The sequence below is a fragment of the Rhodococcus sp. HM1 genome (genome assembly GCF_023218075.1).
Lineage (GTDB): Bacteria > Actinomycetota > Actinomycetes > Mycobacteriales > Mycobacteriaceae > Rhodococcus.
This window is the reverse complement of record NZ_JALPTB010000059.1, coordinates 1-19760: the sequence shown is the minus strand read 5'-3', so window position 1 is coordinate 19760 and position 19760 is coordinate 1. Positions and strand designations below refer to the sequence as shown.

Genomic DNA, 19760 nt, shown 5'->3' with positions numbered 1-19760 from the left:
TGCCGAAGGGGATGGGACCTCCACCACGAACATCGAGCGGGCGTCGGACGGGTCAGGCCCGGCCGAACGCGAGCGCCACGTTGTGCCCACCGAATCCGAACGAGTTGTTCAGCGCGAAATCGAAGTTGCCGTAGCGCGGTTCGCCCTTGACCACGTCGAGATCGATTTCTGGATCCTGATTCTCGAGGTTGAGCGTGGGCGGAATGACTCCGTCCCGCAGGCTCAGGACCGTCAGTACCGCCTCGAGGGCACCGACCGCGCCGATCGAATGTCCGAGCGCGGACTTCGGTGCGTAGATCGCGGCGTGCTTGCCCACGGCCGCACCGATGGCCTTCGCTTCGGCGATGTCACCGATCGGGGTGGCCGTTGCGTGTGCGTTGACATGGGCGATGTCGGACTTGGTGAGTCCGGCGGTCTGGATCGCCCGGGTCATGGCACGGGCAGCACCCGTTCCCTCGGGATCGGGGGCCACGATGTGGTACCCGTCCGAGGTGATTCCTGCGCCGAGGACGCGGGCGTGGATCGTCGCGCCGCGGGCCTTGGCGTGTTCCTCCGATTCGAGGACGAGCATTGCGCCCGCCTCGCCGAAGACGAAACCGTCGCGGTCCTTGTCGAAGGGGCGGGACGCACCCTTCGGGTCGTCGTTGCGGGTGCTCAGCGCGCGCATCATGGCGAAGCTGGCGGTGGCAACCGCATCGAGCTGACCCTCGACACCACCCGTGACGATGATGTCGGCGTCACCGAGCGCGATCATCCGGTACGCGTGGGCGATCGCTTCGGAGCCCGACGAGCACGCCGAGACCGGCGTGATGACCCCGGCGCGGGCGCCGAGTTCGAGACCGACGGTGGCCGACGGGCCGTTCGGCATGACCATCTGCACCGCGAACGGCGACACCTTGCGGTATCCGCCTGCGCGCAGCTTGTCGACGGCGTCGATGAGGGTTTCCCCACCGCCGAGACCGGTACCGATGACGACACCGAGCCGCTCGTGGTCGACCTCCGGGCTGCCGGCGTTCGTCCACACCGTGCGCGCGAGGGTCAGCGCGAGCCGCTCGACGTAGCTCATGCGGCGGATCTCGACGCGGGAGAGTCCTTCGTCGGGGCTGACCTTCAGGGTTCCGCCGATGCGGACCGGGAGGTCGAACTCTTCGACGAAGCCGCCGGTGAGTGTGCCGATGCCGCTTTCCCCGGCGAGGAGTCCCTTCCACGTGGCATCCACATCACCGGCGATCGACGTCGTGGCCGCAAGGCTGGTGACGACGACGTTGCGCAACGTAGGAGAGGCGGAAGTCACGGTCGGGCTCACTCGTTGTCGTTCGAGATCTGAACGCCCTCGGCCTCGAGCTTCTGGATGTAGGCGACGATGTCACCCACGGTGCGGAGGTTCGCGAGGTCCTCGTCCGGAACCTTGACGCCGTACTTGTCCTCGGTCTGGACGGCGATCTCGACCATGGAGAGGGAGTCGATGTCGAGATCGTCGACGAAGGACTTCTCGATGGTCACCTCGGAGGGCTCAATACCGGTGACCTCTTCGATGATCTCCGCGAGACCGGCGATGATTTCTTCCTGGCTGGTGGCCACGTCGTGGCTCCCTTCGTGTGTTTCAGTGATGGGGTCTGAACTTCCGGCCGGATGTTTCCGGCCGGGCCCGGGTGCCCGGATCGGGCGTACCCGTGTTGCTGCGCGATGCGCGCGCAGCAAACTAACCGAGTCCGGGCAATTCGGCCAGTGCCGTGAAATCGTCCGCGGACTTGAGCGCCAGGGTGGGGGTGCCGCGCATCTCGCGCTTGGCAATACCCACCAGGGTGCCCGCCGGGGGGAGTTCCACGACGGCCGAGACCTGGGCGGTGCGCAGATGCGCGGTGCACAGGTCCCACCGCACAGGCCGGGTCACCTGTGCGGCCAGCTTGGAGAGTGCGTCCGCTCCGGACACAACGGGTGCGCCGTCGAAGTTGGACAGCAGGGTGCGGGTCGGTTCGCTGGGAACGATCTTCGCCGCGGCGTCGGCGACCGCCTCCTGGGCGGGCGCCATGAATCGGGTGTGGAAGGCGCCGGCGACCGGCAGCTGCCGGATCCGTGCCTTCTCGGGCGGGTTCGCGGCCAGTTCCTCGAGCGCCGAGATGCGGCCGGCGGCGACGATCTGTCCGGCGGCGTTCACGTTGGCCGGGGCCAGGTCCAGCTCGGCGAGCCGGGCGAGGACCTCGTCCTCCGCGCCACCGAGGACCGCGGACATGCCGGTCGGCTCGACGGCGCAGGCCTGGGCCATTTCGGCGCCGCGGATCGCGGCGAGCGAGACGGCTTCGTCGGCGGTGATGACGCCGGCGATCGCGGCCGCAGCGAGTTCACCGACCGAGTGCCCTGCGACGACCACGCCGGCCGGGATGAGGCCGCGGGCGTCGAGTTCCTCGAAGGCGAGCAGCGCCGTGGCGACGACGAGGGGCTGGGTGACCGCCGTGTCGGTGATCTCCTCGGCGGTGGCGGTGGTGCCGAGACGTTCGAGGTCGAGCCCGGCCGCCTTCGACCAGACCTGGATGCGATCGCGGGCGCCGGGCTGCTCCAACCATGGGGCGAGCATGCCGGGTGTCTGGGAGCCCTGACCGGGGGCGAGCAGCGAAATCACGAAGATCAGGGAACACCCTGCAAAGGCCTCCTCGAGATGTCGGCTGGAATGAAGTCTCGAGCAGGGATTTGTAGGATCTCTACAAAAGCCCATGTCGACCGTGACTATCGATCGACCGGCTGCGTGTGTTACGTGCCCGAATCGCGAAATGTGAATCGTGTGACCGGTGGTGACTGAGTTCGGAGTTTGTTATGGCTTCGAGCCAAACGACCCACTGTTGCGGCGATTCGGAGAACGTACGCATCACGGGGATTCGTGGGGTCCCGGCCGGTCACTTCTGTGATTCGCTTCAACCGGTACCGGACAGTATTTGGATGAACAAACAGCTTTCGTGCGCAGGTCTCGACAGCACCCCCACTGTCGAGATATGCGTCGAGCGTGTTCGACAGCGCCGGACCGGCCGCCGCCAGGGGCCCGACGATGTAGTCCTCGAGCGCCTCGATCGCCGCCGCGTCGCCCAGCAGGGCACGCTCGGGCAGCAACTCCGCCGCGTGCACCGGGCGTGGAGCGCCGGGCCATCCGGCCACCGCCTCCATCGCGGCCATCGCCTCGACCGCCGAGACGTGCGCCGATCCCAGCGTCGGGGTGGTCGGACCGATGACGACCGCGTCGTCCGAGAACGCGCGCATCAATTCGTCACGGAACGCCGCCGCCTCCGGCGTGCCGTGCAGGATCCCGCTGACCACCATCACGAGCCGCTCACCCTGCACGACCGCCAGGGCCGCGCGACCGTGCTGCTGCGCGATGGTGTGCACCGTCGTCACCACCGACACGTTCTCGTCCGGCGGGGGAGTTCCCACGATCACCGTCGCGGGGGCGGTCGCGTCCCAGTTCAGGGTCGCCGCGCGCGACTGCATGTCCGCACCGGTGTCGCCGCGCACCACGGCGTCGACGACCAGCGCCTCGAGCCGGGTGTCCCACGCGCCGCGCGATTCGGCGGCACTCGCGTACACCGACGCGGCCGCGAACCCCAGCTCGCGGCCGTACCGCAGTATCGCCTCGGTCAGGGCCACGAGCTGCTGCTCGTTGCGGGCGAGCGCCGGCAGCCACTGCTCGAAGAACTCCATCGCGGCCCGCACCATGTCGACGGTCTGCCGCAACGTCAGCCGCCGCGCCAGGTCCTGCGGGATCACCTGGTAGGCGTCGGTGCTGAATCGGATGTCGCTCTCCGGGTCGCGCACCCACTCGATGAAATCGACGACCGACGACTGGATGACCAGCTGCACCGTCGCCCGCTGCGAGGCGTCGAGGTCGGCGAAGAACGGCAGCTGTTCCTGCATCACGTGCACGGCCTCGGTGGAGAGCCGGCCGGAGAACTGCTTGACGCGCCGCAGCAGCGCGTCGGGCAACGGGGCGCGTTCCGGACGCGCGGGCGGCACCGGGCGCCCTGTGGGAGCGCCCGGTGCACGTGTCAACCGCGGTGACGCGGAATCCTCGACCATGGGACGAAACTACGCCCGCGGCCGATCGCCCGTTGCAGGACGGGCCGGATCAGGCCACGCCCGGATCCGACGTCTGTTCCGGCGCGGCCGTGACGTCGTCGATCTTGTACTTCGCGGCGGCCTCGACGGCCCGGGCCCGATCGACGGCACCCTCGCGGCCGAGCGCGGCGAGCACCGCGACGACGGTCGATTCGGCGTCGATGTTGAACACGCGGCGCGCGGCGGGACGGGTGTCGGAGAATCCGAAGCCGTCGGCGCCGAGCACTGTGTAGTCACCGGGCACCCACTGCCGGATCTGGTCCGGAACCGCGCGCATCCAGTCGGACACCGCGACGAACGGGCCGGCCGCGTCGGACAGCACCCGCGCGACGTAGGGGACCGGAGCCTCCGCGCCCGGATCGAGCAGCGCCTTGCGGTCGCACTCGATGCCGTCGCGACGCAGCTCGCCCCACGACGTCACCGACCACACGTCCGCGGACACGCCCCACTCCTCGGCGAGCATCTCCTGGGCGCGCAGCGCCTCCGGCATGATCACACCCGACGCGAGGATCTGCGCCTTCGGGCCGGACGCCGCACCGGTCCGGTACAGGTACATGCCCTTGAGCAGCCCGTCGACGTCGAGGTTCGCGGGCTCGGCCGGCTGTACGTACGGCTCGTTGTAGAGGGTGATGTAGTAGAAGACGTCCTCGCCGCCGAACCCGTCGACGCCGGGGGTTCCGCCGTACATGCGGCGCAGACCGTCGCGCACGATGTGGGCGATCTCGTAGGAGAACGCCGGATCGTAGGTGACCGCCGCCGGGTTGGTGGACGCGAGCAGCAGCGAGTGGCCGTCGGCGTGCTGCAGACCCTCACCGGTCAGCGTCGTCCGGCCGGCGGTCGCGCCGAGCACGAAGCCGCGGGCCATCTGGTCGGCCGCGGCCCAGAGGCCGTCGCCGGTGCGCTGGAACCCGAACATCGAGTAGAAGATGTACACCGGGATCATCGGTTCGCCGTGGGTGGCGTACGACGTGCCCACCGCGGTGAACGAGGCGGTCGAGCCGGCCTCGTTGATGCCCTCGTGCAGGATCTGGCCGACCGCGCTCTCCTTGTAGGCGAGCATGAGTTCGGCATCCACCGACGTGTACAGCTGGCCGTTGCGGTTGTAGATCTTCAGCGACGGGAACCACGAGTCCATACCGAACGTGCGGGCCTCGTCGGGGATGATCGGCACGATGCGCGGACCGATCTCCTTGTCGCGCAACAGTTCCTTGAGCACGCGCACGAGCGCCATGGTGGTGGCGACCTGCTGCTTGCCCGAGCCCTTGCGCACCACGTCGTAGGTCTTGGCCTCGGGTAGCTTCAGCGGTGCCGCGGTGGTGCGGCGCTCGGGCAGGAACCCGCCCAGCTGACGGCGCCGGTCCAGCATGTACTGGATCTCGGGGGACTCGAAGCCGGGGTGGTAGTACGGCGGCATCTTCGGGTTCGCCTCGAGTTCGGCGTCCGAGATCGGGATGCGCTGCAGGTCCCGGAAGTACTTGAGGTCCTCGAGCGTCAGCTTCTTCATCTGGTGCGTGGCGTTGCGGCCCTCGAAGTGCTTGCCGAGGGTGTAGCCCTTGATGGTGTGCGCGAGGATCACCGTCGGCTGACCCTTGTGCTCCATCGCCATCTTGTAGGCGGCGTAGATCTTGCGGTAGTCGTGGCCGCCGCGCTTGAGGTTCCAGATCTCCTGGTCCGTCAGGTCCTTGACCAGCTCCTTCGTGCGCGGGTCGCGGCCGAAGAAGTGCTCACGGACGAAGGCGCCGTCGTTGGCCTTGTACGTCTGGTAGTCGCCGTCCGGGGTGACGTTCATCAGGTTGACCAGCGCGCCGTCCTTGTCGGCGTGGAGCAGTGCGTCCCACTCGCGACCCCACACGACCTTGATGACGTTCCAGCCGGCGCCGCGGAAGAACGACTCCAGCTCCTGGATGATCTTGCCGTTGCCGCGCACCGGGCCGTCCAGGCGCTGCAGGTTGCAGTTGACGACGAAGGTCAGGTTGTCCAGGCCCTCGGTCGCGGCGACGTGCGCGAGGCCGCGCGATTCCGGCTCGTCCATCTCGCCGTCGCCGAGGAACGCCCACACGTGCTGGTCGGAGGTGTCCTTGATACCGCGGTCGTGCAGGTAGTGGTTGAACCGCGCCTGGTAGATCGCGTTCATCGGGCCGAGGCCCATCGACACCGTCGGGAACTCCCAGAACTCCGGGAACAGCCGCGGGTGCGGGTACGACGGCAGGCCGCCGCCCAGCGACGCGTGGCTGTGTTCCTGGCGGAATCCGTCCATCCGCTCCGTGGAGATGCGGCCCTCGAGGAAGGCGCGGGCGTAGATGCCGGGGGAGGCGTGGCCCTGGATGAACACCTGGTCGCCGCCGCCCGGATGGTCCTTGCCGCGGAAGAAGTGGTTGAAACCGACCTCGTAGAGCGCGGCGGAGGACGCGTAGGTGGAGATGTGACCGCCGACGCCGATGCCCGGCCGCTGCGCGCGGGTGACCATGATCGCGGCGTTCCAGCGGATGTATGCGCGGAAACGGCGCTCGACTTCTTCGTCACCGGGGAACCACGGTTCGCTCTCGGTGGGAATGGTGTTGACGTAGTCGGTGGAGGTCAGCGCGGGGATCGATACGTGGCGCTCACCGGCGCGCTCGAGCATGCGCAGCATCAGGTAGCGGGCGCGGCTGGGGCCGGCGGCGTCGAGCATGCCGTCGAACGATTCGAGCCACTCGGCGGTCTCGGCCGGATCGATATCCGGGAGGTAGGAGGCCACACCCTCGCGAATGACGCGAACGCGGCTCTCGGTGGCCGGCCCTGTCGAACTCGGCGAGGGCCCCGATCCCTTGGCACCCGGTGTGTCGGCGCCGTCTAGGGATTGAGGTCCGTGGATCAGGTCTGTCAACGTCTGCTCCTCATCGTGGTGGGGCGCGCAGGTGTGGCGCCCACTCCGTTGATCGGCTCTTGTGGGAGCCGACTCATCGACATCTGAACATGATGCACCCCTCATCTTCCCCCATTCGAGCGCGCGGGGCAGCGGCCGGTAGGCCTATTCCTCCCAGGGCGGACGAGAAGGGCGAATCACCCGAACCGGACGGGCGGTGTCCGTGCGGAGTAGCGTGGGGAAAGAAACTCAGGTCTTTCGTTGCGATTCGGCTTGCGCTGAGCGGTCGAACGATGTTCGCTTTGACCAATCGATGCAATCGTCGTCACACCGGCGTTCCGGGCAACCGGGCGCCGGCAACCCAGAAGGAGGGAACCACCGTGGTCGCCGCGGCGGACGCCAAGAACTACGTTCAGAAGCTCGGTATCACCCACGACCACGTGGTTCAGGAACTCGGCTGGGACGAGGACGTGGACGACGAGATCCGCGTCGCCATCGAGGACATCACCGGTTCCGAACTGCTCGACGAGGACTCCGACGAGGTCGTCGACGTGGTCCTGTTGTGGTGGCGGGAAAGCGACGGTGATCTCGTCGACACCCTGATGGACGTGATCGGCCCGCTGTCGGACGACGGGGTCGTCTGGGTGCTGACGCCGAAGACCGGCCGCCCCGACCACGTCGAGCCCAGCGAGATCGCCGAGTCGGCGACCACCGCCGGTCTGACCCAGACGTCGGCCACCAACCTCGGCGACTGGACCGGTAGCCGGCTGGTGCAGCCGAAGGCTACCCGTCAGAAGCGCTGAGCTCCGCTCACATCGACGCTGAGCTCCGCTCACATCGACGCTGAGTTCCGCTCACATCGACGCTGAGTTCCGCTCACATCGACGCTGAGCTCCGCTCACATCGACGCTGAGTTCCGCTCTCCAGTAGTTCCACTACAGCGAAGGATCGAACTGCCCGATGGCTATCGAGGTGGGCGCCGAGGCGCCCGATTTCACCCTGAAGGACCAGAACAACCAGGAAGTGTCGCTGTCGAGCTTCCGCGGCAAGAAGAACGTGCTGCTGGTGTTCTACCCGCTCGCGTTCACCGGTGTGTGCCAGGGCGAGCTGTGCGCGGTGCGCGACGACCTGCCCACCTTCGAGAACGACAACACCGCGATCCTCGCGGTCTCGGTCGGTGCGTCGCCCACCCACAAGATCTGGTCCGCCGAGCAGGGCTACACGTTCCCGCTGCTGTCCGACTTCTGGCCGCACGGTGAGGTCGCGCAGGCATACGGCGTGTTCAACGAGAAGCTCGGCTTCGCGAACCGCGGCACCTTCGTCATCGACAAGGCCGGCATCGTGCGTTTCGCCGAGGAGAACCAGCCCGGCGAGCCCCGTGACCAGGGAGCTTGGGCCAGGGCGCTCGCCGCGCTAGAGTCCTGAGTCGACTCCGGCGGAACTCCGCCGGAGGTCGGGGCGTGTAGCTCAGTGGTAGAGCTCTGGTTTTACACACCAGCGGTCGGGGGTTCGAAACCCTCCGCGCCCACCATTGCCCCTTGCGTGTTTACGCAGGTGAGGGGCGATTTTTCTACTTCCAGACAGAACCGCTCAAACGGCGGCGGACAGTTTTCGGACAGTCAAGCCGAAATCGCACCCCGTCGCGCACGGTCCAACGCGTCCGCCACGAGGTCGAGATCGTCGTCGAACAGGTCGGCATACACGTCGAGTGTCATGGCCGCGGACGCGTGTCCGAGCATCCGCTGCACCGCCTTGACGTGAGCGCCGGCCGACACCGCGAGCGATGCCGCTGTGTGACGTAGATCGTGCGGGGTCAGCTCGGGAACCCCGGCGGCCTTCGCGGCGGTCCGGAACCACGACCGTTGCCGCGGCCGGCGCATGAACCCGCCGTCGGTTCCCGGGAACACGAGATCGTGGCGGTCCTTCCCCTCACACAGCGCCGCCAGGTCCTCGACGAGGAACCTCGGTACTGGGATCGACCGTTCCTTCATCGACTTCGTCGTCCCGACCATCACATTCGCCCCGACCTCCACCGCGTTGCGGGAGACGATCAGCCGGCGCCGCAGCAAGTCGAGGTCGCAGACGCGAAGTCCGATCGCCTCACCCCACCTCAGTCCGCAGTACGCCAGCGTCAGCACCAACGCCGACTTGCCCCCGGCGGCACCCGCCATTTTCGCCACCTGTTCGTGGGTGAGATAGATCTTCCGCTTGGGGCGCTTGCGCGGCAGGTTCTCGATCTTCCGGGCCTTGTTCGTCACCAGCTTCCGGTCCCGCACTGCGCGGTCGAGGATGCCTGCGAGCACGGCGTGGGCGCGGATCGTGGTGGTGGCCGAGGCTGCCTTCTTGATGACGACGTCGGGGTCGTTGGGGTCGCGGATCTCGGTGACCAGGTCGGCGATCCACTCTTCGACGTCGCTGATCTCGATAGATGCGATCGGCTTGTTTCCCCACCGCGGTTCGACGTGTGTGCGCCAGGCGGAATCGAGGCCGACGTACGCCGATGGCTTTAGGCGTGACTTCTTGGCGGCAAGCCAGGCTGGCGCGAGCTCGGCGACGAGCGTGCGTCCGTCCCTGGGGTCGACGTACTCGCCGTCGGCTTTGCGGACCTCGATGCGGGAGGCGAAGTCTCGGGCGGCCTCGGCGTTGGTGAATCCGGACTTGCTGCCTTGGCTGCCGTCCGGTTTCATGTACCGGACCTTGTAGCGGGTGCCTTTCGTGGTGCTGTACGACTTGACGGTGGCCATCGGTTAGGGCTGCTCTCGCCAAGCGCTCCGAACAGCAGCAGGATCTCCCGTGCCGTCGAACTTGTAATCCTGGTACCGGTCGACGCGAATCTTTCCCAGAGTCTCTTTGCCGTAGAAGTTCCAGACCGACATCGATCCCACCGCCTCTGCGTACGGCGTGACCCGGAGTGCGGTTGCCAGTTCCGTCGCGAAGTCTTTGAGCTCGTCGCTGTCCAGCTCGGGCGCGCAGATGTAGAAGATGGCCGACACCATGCTCGGATCCTCTTTCCATTCGAGGGTCTGGGTGGTGACGAACTTGACATGTTCTCGCGACGGGAAGGTCGAGGTGACAGCTTCGAGTTCCGGAACCGGGGTCCCGGCGTAGTCGCTGCAATTGCTCATGTCGATGGAGGATGCTGCGATCGGCGCCGGCGAGCACGAAGCGCGATTGGGAAGTGGTTCGAATTCATATCCGCCGACGGTTAATCCAGTGCGGGCTGCTCCCAGTGAGTCCAGGGCGAATTTGCCGTTGGCTTGGCGCGCGCCGCCCTCTGCTTTCTGGCTGTCCCCACAGTCGACCTGGACGTGCCATCCGCCCACGTCAGAACTCTTGTACAGACGTCGCACTTCTTGAAAGGCGTTGCGCAGCTGCTGATCTGTGTAGTCCTGGGCGACGATCATTACGAGGTAGCCCTCGCGCTCCTCGCGCAGCCAGTATTCGGCGACGTCAGTATTGACGGCTGTCGTTGATGGACGTTCGGAAGTCGTGCTGGGATTGGCCGCCTCGGACGCAACGGTGGTGGCTGTGGTGCTGGCAGGAGTGGCAGTGGGCTCGGCATCGGACGAGCAAGCTGTAAGCGTGAGCGCCCCAGCGAGTGTGGTGGCGAGCGCGTATCTACGCATGGTCTTCCTTCCAGGGGTCGATCATTCAGTTGGTCCGGCGAGCGATCTGGCGTTCGACCCACTTCCGTTCGCCGGCGGTCAGGGTGCGTATTCGGGTCAGGAGGATGTCATGGTCGACCCACAGTTCCTCGGCGGTCTCGTCGTCGGCGCGTCCTTGGCACCACAGGATCGCGTCGACGAGCTCGGGTAGGCGGATCATCCGGCGGGCGGTGAGCTCCTCGACGACGTGTTCCTCGCGGGCTGCGAAGAACGGGTGCGGGGGTACGGGTCCGCGTTCGAGGTGGTTTATCTCGTGTGTGAGGGTGGAGCGCCGTTCTGTCTGCGAGCTGGTCTTGTCGATCTCGATGCCGCCTCGGGTGAGACGGCCGAGATTTCCGTGGGTGGGGCGGTCGACGAAGTGGACGTCAACGTGCGGAAAGTGTTGGTGCAGATGCCTCCATGGATTCCACTTGCGGCGGGACATGGAGGGATTAGAACACTTGTTCGAAGTAACTTCCACGTAACACGCTGATCTTGTAGCAGGTTGCTACACGGGAGATGGCGGTGATTAAGCGCCATCCTCCGGTCCGTCCGGGTCGGGGTGATCCCACGGTTCGCCTTCCAGTCGCCGGCGCTTCCGTTCCCGCGTCTCGCCCTTGCGCGCCGCCAGCTCGTAACCTTCGGGCTCCTCGACGTCCTCAGGCTCGTCGTGGACAAGGCGCAGGCCTGGATCGTCGGCAGGCGAGTCCTCACCCCTGTCGCCTCGGAGCTGAAGAATCTCCTGATGTTGAGCCACCATCGCTCGGAGCATCTCGACGGCCGCTTTGCGCTGCCGCGGCTCCAGCTCGTCAACGCCTGGCGGAAGATCGTCCGCAAAGGGGCGTCCAGGTGGAGTCCGGCCCGCCGCTCGGAAGGCTGTCTCCTCGCCTACGCCAGCAAGCCATGCGATCGCCCTGATGGTGCCGTCGCTGGGGCGTGACTTATAGGCGCCCGATCTGATGCTGTTTACGGTTCCGTGAGTGATCTCGAAGCCGTTCTTTCTGGCGAGGTCGGCTAGCGCCCGACCGGCCATGGAGCGATCCTCGGCGGCCTTGTTGACCAGGTCCTGAAGGGACGGGTGTTTGTGCTGTCTCGGCATGCCGCTAAAGGTCCCCTCCGGGTGTCTACTTGTTCCAACCGTTCGCGAAGATCATTACAAGTAGCGCGATCATATCCGCAGCGTACGACGGCAAATCCGCTTGTGCAGTTGACAAGTAGTGACTAATGGATTGTAATCCATTTGTATTCCGGACAAGGGAGGGGCAGAATGAAGCTCGCAAGACGAACCAGACGATCGCGGACCTACAGAAGGGATGTCTGGATGAAGGTGAAGAGCCCAGAACAGGTGCAGCGCTGGCGGAAGCGTCGGGGGCTCACGCAGGACCAGCTCGCATATCTGACCGATTGCACGCAGCAGACCATCAGCCTTATTGAGACGGGGAAGATGTCGACTCTCAGTGAAGATCTCGCCCTGGCGATTGCCAGGCATGTCGACTGCCCCTGGGAGGACCTCTTCGTTGCCCATGAGTCAACTGTCGTGGCCATTGTGACTAATGACATGCAATCCGATAGTCGCCGGATCTCGGCCTGACTTCCACTCGCTGAAAGGAGCAGTACGTGACGTCGACTCTTACCCGCGAGATCCCGCTGTCGATCGAGGGCACTGCGCGGATGCTCGGCTGGCAGGGCCCCGGCACCCACACCTCACCCTCCTACAACACCGTCCTCAAGGCCTGCCAGCGCGGCGACCTGCCCGCCCATCAGGCGGACGGGCCGAACGGAAAGCGCAAGTGCCGCTGGATGATCCTGCCCTCCGATGCCATCGCATGGCGCAGCGGCAAGCTGCACGCCCGCACGAAATCGCTCCGATGAGCACCTCGACCGACAAGCACCCAGCAAACGAAAAGGCCGCCCCGTTCGCGGCGGGACGGCCTGACATCGAAACCCTGGAAGGAAATCAGATGCCTTACAACCTTACCTCAGACGACCTCGAAATCGAGATCGGCGAGCTGATTGACCACTTCCGAGTGGACGCCCGCAGCACCAACTTCGGAGTTCTCTCCATCCAGCGATTCACCTGCAACGGCAGCTGGTCGGTGCGCATGCTCGTCGACGGCCGCTTCACGGGCGAGCACGTCGACATCTGGATCGACGCCGACGGGCGCGCCTGGCATGCGATCAACGCCGATGGCCCTGAGCTGGCGACTGCGTTGCTGAACGCCCGCAATCGTTTCGTCGAGTCAGCCCCGGTCGAGATGGCGAAGGGGGCCTGACATGTCGATCCTCACCCGGCCTCTCACCGACGCCGAACTCAAGTCCGCCGGCATCGAGCCCGCTCCGATCGCGCACGAGACCTTCACGCAGGTGTTCGCTGTCCACGATGGGGAACTCGAGATCGTCGACCAGGCCACCGATGAGGTTGTCGAGGACGACGAGACCCCGCCCCCGCCGACCCGCATCGGTCTCGCCGTGTGGGCCTGGGCGATCACCTTCGGTGGCGCAGTCGGCGCACTGGTCTACGCCGCGGAGGTGTCGTCGTGACCATCTTCGTCGACAGCCCGGTTCGGTCGACGAACCGCGAGCGCCGCACGTGCACCTGCGCAGGTGCGGTCCCGGGCTTCCCTCAGCACGAGATCGGTTGCGGCACCGCGGCCTTCGAGCCTGCCGCGACGCGGTGCTGTGGCTGGGCAGACGGCATCTGCGACGGCTGCCCAGGCCGGAAGGTGGTGGCGTGATGACGAAGCGCCAGAGCGTTCACATCCTCGAGTCCGCGCAGTTCGGGGACACCACGATGCCGGAGTACGTCATCGAACCAGCACGCCGCACCGTCGCCTCCCACGCCCACGATGCCGAGGACGCACGTCAGCTCCTGGAGATGCTCGGCCTCATCGATCCTTGCATAGACCCCGCGGGTGCCGCGGCGCCGGTGAAGTGCCAGCGCCGTTGCGAGCAGTGCGGGAGGCCGATGCGGAACCAGGGGGAGGACCCGGGCATGTGGCCCGGCACGGTCGCCATCCGCGCCAAGGGCATGTGCGGTCCCTGCTACGACCGCGACCTGCGGGCACGCAATGCGTCGTGAGTGCACCTGCGGCGCAGCTGGGTTCGGGCATGAGCCCGGATGCGCCTCCAGGCAGGACATCGACATCGACAACCACCTCGAGCTGCTGCTCGACACCGACCGAGAGGAACTGACGTGGCCGTAGTCACGAGCCGTGTTCGGACCATCGAAACCGCCCGCGCTCGACGCTGCTTCCTGCGCATCCGCCGCGGCGAGCACATCTCCGAGGCGCTGCCCCCGGGCCGCCCGTGGGCCGTGCACATCGCCTTCCGCGACGTCATCTCCCGCGAAGCCCTGGCCGCCTCGTTCCCCACCCACGCCGACGCCGTCGAGTTCGCACTCGGCCGACTCGCCGAACTGGAGTCCATCCGATGAGCGCCATCGAGACCACCGTCCGCAACCTCGCCGCGATCGCCGCCGCGAAGAAGTTGCTGGCCGAGGCGGAGGACCGCGAGAAGGCCGCGCTGGCATCGCAGGTCACCCGCGGCACGAACTACGCGTACACGCTGGCAGGGGAGGAGCTCGGGTACGCGACGGTGCCGAAGCCGACGCAGCCGAAGCCGGTCGTGACGATCACCGATGAGGCGCAGGTGTTCCCGTGGCTGGTGGAGGCGTTCGGGCCGGACGTGATCGAGGAGCGTGTGGTGCTCACCGACCAGGGGCGCGCCTCGCTTGAGGCGTACGTCCTCGAGGCGCACAAGGCCGCCGGGTCGGAGGACTACTTCGACCTGCCGGGCGTCTCGGTGTCGGTGCCGCCCGCGAAGGCCCCGACACCGCGGTTCACGCCCGCGAAGAACGTCGTGGAGCTTGTGCGTGGCATGGCCGCCGCCGGCGAGTTGAACCTCGGCGAGGTGCTCGCGCTCGAAGGTGGTGCGCAGTGACCGCGCTCAGCTTCGCGCCAGCCACCAAGGAGGCCAGCAAGGCCAGGATCGCCCTCTGCGGTCCGTCGGGTTCCGGCAAGACGTACACCGCCCTTGCGCTCGCGACCGCACTGTCGGATCGCGTCGCGGTGATCGACACCGAGCGAGGTTCCGCCTCGAAGTACGTCGGGCTCAACGGCTGGACGTTCGACACCGTTCAGCCGGACTCGTACAGCCCGCGGTCGCTGGTGGACCTGCTCGGCTTGGCGGCCGGCGGCGGGTACGGCGTCGTCATCATCGATTCGCTCTCGCACTACTGGGAGGGCACGGACGGGATGCTCGAGCAGGTCGACCGCAAGTCTGGTGCCAACAAGTTCACGTCGGGATGGAAGGACATGCGACCTGAGGAGCGTCGCATGATCGACGCCATCATCTCCTTCCCTGGGCACGTGATCGTCACGCTCCGCACGAAGACGGAGTACGTGATCGTCGAGAACGAGAAGGGCAAGAAGGAGCCGCAGAAGGTCGGTTTGAAGCCGATCCAGCGGGACGGCATCGAGTACGAGTTCGACCTGATCGGTGAGTTGGATGTGCAGAACACGATGCGAGTGACGAAGTCCCGCATTCACACACTCACCAACGTGGTCATCCCTCTGCCCGGTGAGGAGCTTGCCCACCAGATCGACGCTTGGCTGTCGGATGGTGTGCAGGTACCGACGGCGGCCGAGTTCCGCAAGCGCGCTCTGGATCTCACCGGGAACAAGGCTGGTCTGCTCGCGCTGTACGCGGAGGTGAAGGGGCATCGGATGCTCGGTTCTCCGACGACCGACGCCGAAGGCCGGCCGGGTGTGCTCGGCGATCTGATCACCTACCTGGGTTCACAGGCTGCCGCGAAGCTCGCCGCGGTGCCGAACGACTGAACACCTGATCTTGCCGGGTGGCGGTGTGCCGACGGAGTCCTGATCCGGCGCACCAGATGTGCGCACCACATCGCCCCCGGCATCCCTTTGGAGGCAAGGAATGAACCAATCTGAACTGAAGGGGCTGATCGCCGCGGCGCTGATGCCCGGCGCGCCGGAGCTGGTTGCCGACACCGCCGCGAACCTCGCGCGCACAATCCTCGAGCGGCACGAGGTGGTCGAGCTTCCCGCTTCGTCGTTCGAGGATGAGCACGGCGTCACCTGGTCCGACTCGTCCGGCGGTTTCCAGCTCGCGACGGTCGCCGGTCCCGAGGCTTGGGTGGCTGGGGAGATCCTGTCGCCCGACGAGCTGCAGGAGACCGCTGCTGCGCTGCTGGCTGCTCGCCGTCTGGTGCTGGCGGAGCGTGCCGAGGTACACCAGGCGACGGGGTTCGTCTGGTGAGCGTCGACATCGTGCTCGAGTTGCCGTACGAGAAGCCTCCGCTGTCGATGAACGACCGGCTGCACTGGCGAAAGAAGGCCGCGATCACCGCGTCGATCCGCGAGGTCACACACACGCTCGCCAGGCAGGCGAAGGTGCCGACCGGCCGCGGCCGCGTCACGGTGTGCCTGCACTACCGGCCGCGCGACAACCGTCGGCGCGACGCCGACAACCTCATGCCGGTGCTCAAAGCAGCATGCGACGGTCTCGTCGACTACGGGCTCACCGCCGACGACACCCCTGAGCTGATGCAGAAGCTCATGCCCGTAATCCACGCAGCAGAGAAGGGCCGTCCTGGCTCTCTCTGGCTCACGATCGGAGATCCCCAGTGACCCAACCCATCAGCGCGTACACCGGGGGAGATCCGGGCGCGGACCCGGCGCACGAATGGAAGCACCACACCCAGGCGAGTGAGATCGCTGCGGATGCGCCTGGTGAAGGTTCCGGTTCGCATCGGCTGACGGTCACGCGCACAACGTCATCGACAGTGGTGCAGTCCGGATCGGTCGCCGATGCAGTGCGGCGGCGGTGTGATCGCCTCCGTGAGACGGGGACTGTCGCGACGGTCGCTGAGAGCCTGGACGGCTATGTCGTGCGGTTCACGGAGGTCGATGGGGCTCGTGTCGTTCTGACGTACCAGGAGGGGAAGTGAAGTCCGTCGTGCGTATCGCCGGCACCACCGGCCTGTGCCTCGCCGGGTGGCTCACCGTCGCCGCCTGGACCATCGACCGAGCCTCACAAGCCCTCTACGAGTGGAGCGACCAGTGAACACCGCACCATGGGGCCTCGACGCAGACGGCCACCCAAAGACCGCCCGCGAAGCCGCCCACGAACGCATCGAGAAAGTCGTCAAGGACTACATCGACATCGGTCTCAAGATTGCCGCGACCGGAGGATTCGACGACAAGACGATCCACACGATCCGGCACCTCTTCCTCGCAGAACCGTGGTTGCCCGCATCGACCGCGGTTGAGGTGCTTGAGTGCGCTGGACTGCTGCGCTACGACCTCGGGAGCGACCATGAGTGACCGCATTGTCCTCGAAGCGAGAATCGAGCAGGCGGCCTGCGCCGAACGCATGAAGGACGCATACCCGGATTGCTTCCTCAGTGATGACTTTCGAGACGGAGTGGAACGTGCGGCCCGCATCGCAGTCGAGACGCTCAAGCCCCGCGAGATCACCACCGTGGAAGAACTCGACGAGCTGCCGGACGAATCGATCATCCAGATTCGACGGCTCGCTTACCAGAAGCTCGACGGCGAATGGTGGGCGCCGACAGAGCCGATCTCATTCGAGCCATACGAGCTTGTCGAGTTCGGTTCATCTCCTCGAGTGCAGCCCGGAATCGTCGTCCTCTACACCCCCGAGGAGCGATGATGCCGATCCGACCAGAGAACCGGGACCGCTACCCACGCGACTGGCCCGATATCAGCAGGCGCATCCGGTTCGACCGCGCCGGTGGGCGTTGCGAATGCGAAGGCGAATGCGGACGCCACACACACTCGGGCCGCTGCCCCAACCTTCACGGGGAACCCGCATATGGCACCGGATCCCGCGTGATCCTCACGACCGCCCACCTGAACCACACCCCCGAGGACTGCGACCCGGAGAACCTGCGGGCGATGTGCCAGGGATGTCACCTGCACTACGACCGTGAACATCACGCCGAGACAGCCCGCAGGACACGAGAGTCGTCACTCGGGCTCGTATCACTATTCGAGGAGCCACGGTGAGTGACTACTGCCCTGCCCGCCACGACGACACACCCGGACACGCCTGCCTGTGCGTCAAAGACACCGGCCACCGCCGGGAGCACCTGTGCCTGTGCGGCTACATGTGGCACACCGACTGGGGCAAGCTCAGCTACGACCAGCAGCGGCAGATGCTGGGGCTGCCACCGCGGCCCATCACGATGGATGACCTCAAGGTGGCGATCCTCGCCAGCATCGTCATGGGCGACCTGCCCGACCGCTGCGCCGAGGAGGCGTCGTGAGTCACGTCGAAACCGTCGAAACCGCCCTCGACCACGCCATCCACGAAAACGACGAACTCCGCAACATCATCGACAGCATCCGCGACTACGCCCAGCTCCTGCGGGCGATGGCCGACGAGGTACGGCAACTCGATGCGGTCTACCAGGCCCGGGTCTACGACGACATCGCCACAACCCTCGAACGCAAGATTGGAGACAAGCCGTGAACGACCCGACGACACCCGAAGGCCGCGCCGAACTGCGTGAACTCCACGTGCTGGCGACCGATCACGGCAAGGAAACGCTCGCTACCCGGCACCTCACGCACCCTACGATCTACGTCGACCACAGTGACGGTAACGAGGACGGACTTGTTGGTGCTCTGCCGATCTGGGGCAACCGTTACGCCGAGCTGATCGTGGCCGCGGTGAACGCACTGCCGGCACTGCTCGACGCACTCGACAAGGCTCAGCGGGATCACGAGGAGAACTTGCGTGCCGGGATCCGGCACATGCACCGTGCCGAAGCCGCCGAGGCCGCACTCGACCGCGTGCGTGAGTTGGTGGTGTGGTCCGACCCGGTGCGACTCGGCGGCACCCCATGCGTGCGCGGCACCCGCACCCCCGTCGACCAGATCACCGCGCTGCTGGACGATTTCAGTGACGAGGAGATCTCCAGCTACTACCCGACGCCCGAAGTGTGGCAGGTGGCGATCCTCCGCGCCCTGGACGGTGACCAGTGACCCCCGATCAGCTCCGACTCCTCACCGAACTCCACCCACGCCAAATCCTCGGACTCGCCGACGCACCCGACTACTGGTGCCCCCAAATCCGCGACACCCGCGGCGGCGGAACACCCACAGACCCGGAATGGCACGCCGCCGGCCTGTGGCGCAAAACCTACACGTGGGGCATCGCCATCACCACACCCGGCGACTACATGGAAGAACGCGGCATCACCGCACCCGAACACGCTGTGACCCTCACCTGGCGGCAGATCACCGCCTGGGCAGACGGCTTGCCCGAGGAACGTCGAACTGCGGCACGCCATGCACGCATGTCGATCCACGCCTCCGACGAGGCTATCGCCGCCACCGTGCTCTTCGCGCCTGCTGTGGCCGAAGGGGAGGAGTTGACGCTGTGGTGAGCGATCTCGAGTGTCGGCTGCATGAACACCAGTGTTCTGGTTTATCAAACATGCTGTGACCCAACGTAATTAGGAAAATCAGACTCAACTATCGTCGGGGTGGCGGCCGAGTGTTCGCCGCCCCGCGACCACCTTCAGATAGGACCATTCCGATGGCGTCCACCGGGAAAGACCACGCACGCATCAATCTCGACATCTGGGGTGACGACGACTGGCTCGACTGCAGCCCCCGTGCGCAGCACCTGTATCTCGTGCTGTGGACGTCTCCGGGCCTGTCGTACTGCGGTGCGGGGGAGTGGCATGCGGGGAAGATTGCGGCCCGTGCTCAGGGCTGGACCGTGGCAGCTGTCGAGGCCGCCGCGGCCGAGTTGTCGCGGGATCTGTTCCTGCTCATCGACGAGACGACAGGGGAGTTCCTGTTGCGGTCGTGGATCAAGCACGACGGCCTGTGGAAGGTCCCGAACATGGCTGTGTCGATGGCAAATGCACGCGCGGAGTTGGCCTCTCGGGCGCTGCGTGGAGTGGTGGTGCACGAGGTGCTGCGGGTGCGGGATGCGCATTCGGAGTCGTCGTCGTGGAAGCGTGAGGCGGTTGCGTCGATGCTGGAGCAGAAGGCAGTGGATCCGGCGTCTCTGGAGCCGTTCACCCCGGCCGGTAACCCCAGCTCCAACCCCATTGCTAACCCCTCCGCTAACCCTTGGCCCAACCCCTACGCCAACCCTTCGGTTAACCC

29 protein-coding genes, 1 tRNA gene and 1 pseudogene are annotated in these 19760 nt (G+C 66.3%); 22 read left to right on the top strand and 9 right to left on the bottom strand.

Annotation, left to right across the window (positions count from 1 at the left end):
• Positions 1-52: 52 nt before the first annotated feature.
• From M1M07_RS24725 to aceE, 5 genes are all read right to left on the bottom strand, one after another.
• On the bottom strand, positions 53-1294 hold the full coding sequence (locus M1M07_RS24725) for a KasA/KasB family beta-ketoacyl-ACP synthase (protein WP_197257819.1): 1242 nt from the start codon (positions 1292-1294) through the stop codon (positions 53-55).
• A gap of 8 nt (positions 1295-1302) precedes the next feature.
• Positions 1303-1581 (bottom strand): meromycolate extension acyl carrier protein AcpM, encoded by a 279-nt coding sequence (acpM, locus tag M1M07_RS24720; protein ID WP_068162700.1) that lies wholly within the window; start codon positions 1579-1581, stop codon positions 1303-1305.
• 121 nt (positions 1582-1702) lie between these two features.
• Positions 1703-2620, bottom strand: a complete 918-nt coding sequence (locus M1M07_RS24715; protein WP_248675870.1) for an ACP S-malonyltransferase — start codon at positions 2618-2620, stop codon at positions 1703-1705.
• A 128-nt stretch (positions 2621-2748) separates the two neighbouring features.
• Positions 2749-4062, bottom strand: a complete 1314-nt coding sequence (locus tag M1M07_RS24710; protein ID WP_197257817.1) for a CdaR family transcriptional regulator — start codon at positions 4060-4062, stop codon at positions 2749-2751.
• A 49-nt stretch (positions 4063-4111) separates the two neighbouring features.
• A complete protein-coding gene (gene aceE, locus M1M07_RS24705; RefSeq protein ID WP_197257815.1) occupies positions 4112-6967 on the bottom strand; it encodes a pyruvate dehydrogenase (acetyl-transferring), homodimeric type in 2856 nt (951 codons plus the stop codon).
• 359 nt (positions 6968-7326) lie between these two features.
• On the opposite strand from aceE, the gene M1M07_RS24700 reads away from it, so the two are divergent.
• The 3 genes from M1M07_RS24700 to M1M07_RS24690 all read left to right on the top strand — a co-directional run bounded on the left by M1M07_RS24700 (position 7327) and on the right by M1M07_RS24690 (position 8477).
• Positions 7327-7749 carry a DUF3052 domain-containing protein gene (locus M1M07_RS24700; RefSeq protein WP_197257813.1) on the top strand — a complete coding sequence of 141 codons (423 nt, stop codon included), beginning with the start codon at positions 7327-7329 and terminating at the stop codon, positions 7747-7749.
• Positions 7750-7906: 157 nt separating this feature from the next.
• Positions 7907-8371, top strand: coding sequence for a peroxiredoxin (locus M1M07_RS24695; protein ID WP_197257811.1), 465 nt, complete (start codon positions 7907-7909; stop codon positions 8369-8371).
• A gap of 31 nt (positions 8372-8402) precedes the next feature.
• A tRNA-Val gene (locus M1M07_RS24690) sits at positions 8403-8477 on the top strand.
• A gap of 88 nt (positions 8478-8565) precedes the next feature.
• Here the strand turns inward: M1M07_RS24690 and M1M07_RS24685 are convergent.
• The 4 genes from M1M07_RS24685 to M1M07_RS24670 form a co-directional block, all read right to left on the bottom strand.
• A complete protein-coding gene (locus tag M1M07_RS24685) occupies positions 8566-9690 on the bottom strand; it encodes a site-specific integrase (protein WP_248675869.1) in 1125 nt (374 codons plus the stop codon).
• 3 nt (positions 9691-9693) lie between these two features.
• Positions 9694-10572, bottom strand: coding sequence for a hypothetical protein (locus M1M07_RS24680; protein WP_248675868.1), 879 nt, complete (start codon positions 10570-10572; stop codon positions 9694-9696).
• 25 nt (positions 10573-10597) lie between these two features.
• Positions 10598-11035: a hypothetical protein gene (locus tag M1M07_RS24675; protein ID WP_248675867.1), complete on the bottom strand. Its 438-nt coding sequence runs from the start codon at positions 11033-11035 to the stop codon at positions 10598-10600.
• An 84-nt stretch (positions 11036-11119) separates the two neighbouring features.
• Positions 11120-11689, bottom strand: coding sequence for a hypothetical protein (locus M1M07_RS24670; protein ID WP_248675866.1), 570 nt, complete (start codon positions 11687-11689; stop codon positions 11120-11122).
• Between the two features lie 222 nt (positions 11690-11911).
• Here M1M07_RS24670 and M1M07_RS24665 point away from each other — a divergent pair, with 222 nt between their 5' ends.
• From M1M07_RS24665 to M1M07_RS24575, 19 genes and pseudogenes are all read left to right on the top strand, one after another.
• On the top strand, positions 11912-12181 hold the full coding sequence (locus M1M07_RS24665; RefSeq protein ID WP_248675865.1) for a helix-turn-helix transcriptional regulator: 270 nt from the start codon (positions 11912-11914) through the stop codon (positions 12179-12181).
• Positions 12182-12207: 26 nt separating this feature from the next.
• Complete coding sequence (locus M1M07_RS24660) at positions 12208-12462, top strand: hypothetical protein (RefSeq protein ID WP_248675864.1); 255 nt, start codon at positions 12208-12210, stop codon at positions 12460-12462.
• The gene (locus M1M07_RS24655) at positions 12459-12863 is read left to right on the top strand and encodes a hypothetical protein (RefSeq protein ID WP_248675863.1); all 405 of its coding nucleotides are present in this window, start codon (positions 12459-12461) and stop codon (positions 12861-12863) included. The genes M1M07_RS24660 and M1M07_RS24655 overlap by 4 nt, the downstream gene beginning before the upstream one ends.
• A 1-nt stretch (position 12864) precedes the next feature.
• Positions 12865-13131: a hypothetical protein gene (locus M1M07_RS24650; RefSeq protein ID WP_248675862.1), complete on the top strand. Its 267-nt coding sequence runs from the start codon at positions 12865-12867 to the stop codon at positions 13129-13131.
• Positions 13128-13325 (top strand): hypothetical protein, encoded by a 198-nt coding sequence (locus tag M1M07_RS24645; RefSeq protein WP_248675861.1) that lies wholly within the window; start codon positions 13128-13130, stop codon positions 13323-13325. Before M1M07_RS24650 ends, M1M07_RS24645 begins: the two co-directional genes overlap by 4 nt.
• A complete protein-coding gene (locus tag M1M07_RS24640; RefSeq protein ID WP_248675860.1) occupies positions 13325-13669 on the top strand; it encodes a hypothetical protein in 345 nt (114 codons plus the stop codon). The genes M1M07_RS24645 and M1M07_RS24640 overlap by 1 nt, the downstream gene beginning before the upstream one ends.
• 114 nt (positions 13670-13783) lie before the next feature.
• Complete coding sequence (locus tag M1M07_RS24635; protein ID WP_248675859.1) at positions 13784-14023, top strand: hypothetical protein; 240 nt, start codon at positions 13784-13786, stop codon at positions 14021-14023.
• Entirely contained in the window at positions 14020-14529 is a 510-nt protein-coding gene (locus tag M1M07_RS24630) for a hypothetical protein (protein WP_248675858.1), read from the top strand. Before M1M07_RS24635 ends, M1M07_RS24630 begins: the two co-directional genes overlap by 4 nt.
• A complete protein-coding gene (locus M1M07_RS24625) occupies positions 14526-15428 on the top strand; it encodes an ATP-binding protein (protein WP_248675857.1) in 903 nt (300 codons plus the stop codon). Before M1M07_RS24630 ends, M1M07_RS24625 begins: the two co-directional genes overlap by 4 nt.
• 100 nt (positions 15429-15528) lie before the next feature.
• The gene (locus tag M1M07_RS24620; RefSeq protein ID WP_248675856.1) at positions 15529-15870 is read left to right on the top strand and encodes a hypothetical protein; all 342 of its coding nucleotides are present in this window, start codon (positions 15529-15531) and stop codon (positions 15868-15870) included.
• Entirely contained in the window at positions 15867-16241 is a 375-nt protein-coding gene (locus M1M07_RS24615) for a hypothetical protein (protein WP_248675855.1), read from the top strand. The genes M1M07_RS24620 and M1M07_RS24615 overlap by 4 nt, the downstream gene beginning before the upstream one ends.
• A 432-nt stretch (positions 16242-16673) precedes the next feature.
• Complete coding sequence (locus M1M07_RS24610; protein WP_248675854.1) at positions 16674-16937, top strand: hypothetical protein; 264 nt, start codon at positions 16674-16676, stop codon at positions 16935-16937.
• A complete protein-coding gene (locus M1M07_RS24605) occupies positions 16888-17286 on the top strand; it encodes a hypothetical protein (RefSeq protein WP_248675853.1) in 399 nt (132 codons plus the stop codon). Before M1M07_RS24610 ends, M1M07_RS24605 begins: the two co-directional genes overlap by 50 nt.
• Positions 17286-17642 carry a hypothetical protein gene (locus tag M1M07_RS24600; RefSeq protein ID WP_248675852.1) on the top strand — a complete coding sequence of 119 codons (357 nt, stop codon included), beginning with the start codon at positions 17286-17288 and terminating at the stop codon, positions 17640-17642. The genes M1M07_RS24605 and M1M07_RS24600 overlap by 1 nt, the downstream gene beginning before the upstream one ends.
• Entirely contained in the window at positions 17639-17902 is a 264-nt protein-coding gene (locus tag M1M07_RS24595; protein WP_248675851.1) for a hypothetical protein, read from the top strand. Before M1M07_RS24600 ends, M1M07_RS24595 begins: the two co-directional genes overlap by 4 nt.
• Positions 17899-18108 (top strand): hypothetical protein, encoded by a 210-nt coding sequence (locus tag M1M07_RS24590; RefSeq protein WP_248675850.1) that lies wholly within the window; start codon positions 17899-17901, stop codon positions 18106-18108. Before M1M07_RS24595 ends, M1M07_RS24590 begins: the two co-directional genes overlap by 4 nt.
• Positions 18105-18623, top strand: a complete 519-nt coding sequence (locus M1M07_RS33100; RefSeq protein ID WP_248675849.1) for a DUF433 domain-containing protein — start codon at positions 18105-18107, stop codon at positions 18621-18623. Before M1M07_RS24590 ends, M1M07_RS33100 begins: the two co-directional genes overlap by 4 nt.
• Complete coding sequence (locus M1M07_RS24580; protein ID WP_248675848.1) at positions 18620-19027, top strand: hypothetical protein; 408 nt, start codon at positions 18620-18622, stop codon at positions 19025-19027. Before M1M07_RS33100 ends, M1M07_RS24580 begins: the two co-directional genes overlap by 4 nt.
• 152 nt (positions 19028-19179) lie before the next feature.
• Positions 19180-19760, top strand: a pseudogene (locus tag M1M07_RS24575) (hypothetical protein); the annotation flags it as partial.

Excerpts from the sequence above, each read along its gene's own strand:
- M1M07_RS24710 (WP_197257817.1), bottom strand. The coding sequence starts at position 4,062 with ATGGTCGAGGATTCCGCGTCACCGCGGTTGACACGTGCACCGGGCGCT.
- M1M07_RS24695 (WP_197257811.1), top strand. The coding sequence starts at position 7,907 with ATGGCTATCGAGGTGGGCGCCGAGGCGCCCGATTTCACCCTGAAGGAC.
- M1M07_RS24685 (WP_248675869.1), bottom strand. The coding sequence starts at position 9,690 with ATGGCCACCGTCAAGTCGTACAGCACCACGAAAGGCACCCGCTACAAG.
- M1M07_RS24680 (WP_248675868.1), bottom strand. The coding sequence starts at position 10,572 with ATGCGTAGATACGCGCTCGCCACCACACTCGCTGGGGCGCTCACGCTT.
- M1M07_RS24675 (WP_248675867.1), bottom strand. The coding sequence starts at position 11,035 with ATGTCCCGCCGCAAGTGGAATCCATGGAGGCATCTGCACCAACACTTT.
- M1M07_RS24670 (WP_248675866.1), bottom strand. The coding sequence starts at position 11,689 with ATGCCGAGACAGCACAAACACCCGTCCCTTCAGGACCTGGTCAACAAG.
- M1M07_RS24665 (WP_248675865.1), top strand. The coding sequence starts at position 11,912 with ATGAAGGTGAAGAGCCCAGAACAGGTGCAGCGCTGGCGGAAGCGTCGG.
- M1M07_RS24655 (WP_248675863.1), top strand. The coding sequence starts at position 12,459 with ATGAGCACCTCGACCGACAAGCACCCAGCAAACGAAAAGGCCGCCCCG.
- M1M07_RS24650 (WP_248675862.1), top strand. The coding sequence starts at position 12,865 with ATGTCGATCCTCACCCGGCCTCTCACCGACGCCGAACTCAAGTCCGCC.
- M1M07_RS24640 (WP_248675860.1), top strand. The coding sequence starts at position 13,325 with ATGACGAAGCGCCAGAGCGTTCACATCCTCGAGTCCGCGCAGTTCGGG.
- M1M07_RS24630 (WP_248675858.1), top strand. The coding sequence starts at position 14,020 with ATGAGCGCCATCGAGACCACCGTCCGCAACCTCGCCGCGATCGCCGCC.
- M1M07_RS24620 (WP_248675856.1), top strand. The coding sequence starts at position 15,529 with ATGAACCAATCTGAACTGAAGGGGCTGATCGCCGCGGCGCTGATGCCC.
- M1M07_RS24600 (WP_248675852.1), top strand. The coding sequence starts at position 17,286 with ATGCCGATCCGACCAGAGAACCGGGACCGCTACCCACGCGACTGGCCC.